Annotated in this window: 3 protein-coding genes; all 3 read right to left on the bottom strand. The window is 67.9% G+C overall.

The window, feature by feature from the left end; translation table 11 throughout:
- Nucleotides 1-604 (bottom strand): DUF222 domain-containing protein (locus tag BKN37_RS26735; RefSeq protein ID WP_131823717.1); only part of this gene is annotated, 604 nt, incomplete at its 3' end.
- Between the two features lie 227 nt (nucleotides 605-831).
- A complete protein-coding gene (locus BKN37_RS26730) occupies nucleotides 832-2,082 on the bottom strand; it encodes an esterase family protein (protein ID WP_071030279.1) in 1,251 nt (416 codons plus the stop codon).
- Nucleotides 2,083-2,227: 145 nt separating this feature from the next.
- Nucleotides 2,228-2,452 carry an Rv1352/Rv1906c domain-containing protein gene (locus tag BKN37_RS28180; protein WP_071030277.1) on the bottom strand — a complete coding sequence of 75 codons (225 nt, stop codon included), beginning with the start codon at nucleotides 2,450-2,452 and terminating at the stop codon, nucleotides 2,228-2,230.
- Between the last annotated feature and the right edge of the window lie 330 nt (nucleotides 2,453-2,782).

Below are 2,782 nucleotides of genomic sequence, written 5' to 3'. Positions count from 1 at the left end.
GCGGGCCGAGCACCAGGGTGCGGCGTTGGGCGCGTTGGTGGTCGGTGAAGTCGCCGTCTTGGTCGAGGGTGTCGGCGTAGCGCACGGCCAGTTTCTGGAGGTGGTCGGGGCGCATCTGGGTGGCCCAGTCGGCCAGGTTGGTTTCGGCTTGGGTTCGGGTGGTGGTGTCGACGCGTTCGGATAGGTAGCTGAAGAAGTCGCGGATTACCCGGATGTGGGCGGAGTTGAGGTGTCCGGCGCGTTGGGCGGCGGCCACCGTGGGCAACAAGGGTTCCACGGGTTGTCCGGTGACTGAGCGCCGGGGCCCGAGGTCGGTGGCTTCGGTGATGCGGCGGCCGGCTTCGCCGCGGGTGATCAGCAGCCGATCGGCCAGCGCCCAGCGCAGTTTGGCACCTAACTCCGAGGTGTCGGCGTAGTCGGCGAGCTGGTTGATCAACGGGTGCTCGACGGCGGGCAGTTGGCGGCGCAGCACCTCGCAGCGCTCCAACATGTCCAGGCGTTCCGGGGTGGTCAGGGCTTCAAAGTCCAACTCCAACAACCGGTTCATATCGGCGGCCAACGCGTCGAAAGCTTCGACGATCTGTTCGCGGCTAGCCGTTTCCATACCCCCGACGCTAGCCACGGGGTCCGACAAAACTTGGGTCGAAAAGCCTCAAGACACGCCCTTAAAGGTCACAGAATCATAACAATCCGAGTGAGTGTCGGGTGAAACGGCCACCGTGCAACAGATCGCATTGTCCGGCTAGCCGGCCGACAAGCGCCCAGCCTTCCGAATCCTCGGGTGGGTGATCGCCGACCCGCGGACGACGGCGTCAGTGCGAGGGTTTGGGTTTACCGGGGTGCGACGGGTTGCGGGACGACGGCTTGTGGCACGACCGGTTGTGGTGCGACGGCTTGCGGTACAACCGGCTGAGGGATGACCGCTTGCGGTACAACCGGTTGCGGGACGACGGCCTGGGGCACGGCCGGTTGCGGAACCACGGCTTGCGGGACGCCAACGGTGTTCGGCGCGGGGACCGCTCCCGGCACGCCCGGTTGCTGGGCGACGGGCGCCGGCACGCCGGGCTGCGGTGCACCCGGTGGCGGGGCCGCCGGTTGCGGCGGGCCGGCCAGGACCCGCAGCAGGTCGGGTTTCATCTCCTGTAGCTGCGAGCCCCAATAACCCCAGCTGTGCGTGCCGCTGGCCGGGAACTTGAACACCCCGTTGTGGCCACCGGCCGCCAGGTACTTCTGCTGAAACTCCTTGTTGGTCTTCACGGTGATGTTCTCCAGGAACTGCGCGCTGTACTGCGTGCCGAAATCACCGGCGCCGTCGAGATCCGACAGCGTGCCGTTACCGCAGTACACCCAGATCGCGGTGTTGTTGGCCACCAACCGGCCGATGTTGACCATCGGATCGTTGCGGCGCCAGGCGGGATCGTTGGCTGTTCCCCACATATCCGTTGCGGTGTAGCCGCCGGCGTCCTTCATCGCGAAGCCGATCATGGTGGGCCACAACCCTTGTGACGGGTTGAGGAAACCGGACAGCGAGCTGGCGAAGACAAACTGCGCGGGGTGCCAGATCGCCAGGGTCAACGCCGCACCGCCGGCCATCGACAGGCCCACCACCGCGTTGCCGACCGCCGACACCGTCCGGTTGGCGGCCAGCCAGGACGGCAACTCCTGGGTCAGGAAGGTCTCCCATTTGTAGGTTTGGCAGCCGGCGCTGCCGCAGGCCGGCTTGTACCAGTCGGTGTAGAAGCTGGACTGACCGCCCACCGGCATGATGACCGATATACCGGATTGGTAAAACCACTCGAACGCAGCGGTGTTGATGTCCCAGCCGCTGTTGTCGTCCTGGGCGCGCAGGCCGTCGAGCAGGTACAGCGCTTGGGGGCCGCCGCCTTGGAATTCGACCTTGATGTCGCGGCCCATCGCCGGGGACGGCACCTCCAGGTATTCGACCGGCAGGCCCTTACGGGAGAACGCGGCGGACGTGGGCGTACAGCTGGGCGCGCTGGCCAGGCCCAGCAGCGCCGCCGCTAACAGCGTGACCGCGGCGACGCGGCGCGGCCGTATCCGGGAAACCTTGCGCACGCACATCGCCCACACCGGCCGTTCTCCCCTGCCTCGTCGGTTGTCTCACCGGGAAGCTAACAGAGCAGAGGCCGCCCACCATCTGGCCGCGCGGGCCGTAATTGCCTCGTGACCAACGTGATCCGATTGTGACGTCGGAGGCGGGGATCCTTTATGGTCGACCCGGCGCCGGCGGGAGGATGGGCGGCAGGCCCAGGCCCGGCGGCGGCGCTTGCTGCGGCGGCGGACAGGTGGGCGGGCAGTCGACCAGCTGCCAGGGCTGGCAGTGGTCGGTCTTGAAGGCGGTGTCGCTCGGCTCGATCTGCACGACCTGCGGTTTCTTGGTCATCGCGTTGTCGACGATCTTGTCGCCGCTCAACCGCTTCCAGTAGCACACCCCGTCACCGGCGGGACCCTCCGAACTGTAGGTGCCCGGCGCGATGTCGGTGCCGACCTTGTAGGTGCCGTCCTTGTCGATCGCCGCCTTCGGGGCGGGTGCCGGACTCGCCGGAATTTGCGGGGCCGGCGGGGGCGGGGGGGACCGCTACAGCCCCGCAGGGGGGGGTGGGAGCAGGAGGGTGACACTAAGACGGGACCGGAGGGGCGACGGGGAGCCTCCTGGACCCTTCTAGCGGCCGGGGCGGGCGGAGGAGAGAAAGTGCGGGGTCGGGGGGAGGGGAGGGCGGGGATGGGGGAGAGAGGGGGTGGAGGGCGGTGGGGGCGTGGG

This window comes from Mycobacterium talmoniae, assembly GCF_001854525.1.
GTDB lineage: Bacteria > Actinomycetota > Actinomycetes > Mycobacteriales > Mycobacteriaceae > Mycobacterium > Mycobacterium talmoniae.
The sequence above is the reverse complement of the archived record's forward strand: the minus strand, read 5'-3'. Positions and strand labels throughout refer to the sequence as shown.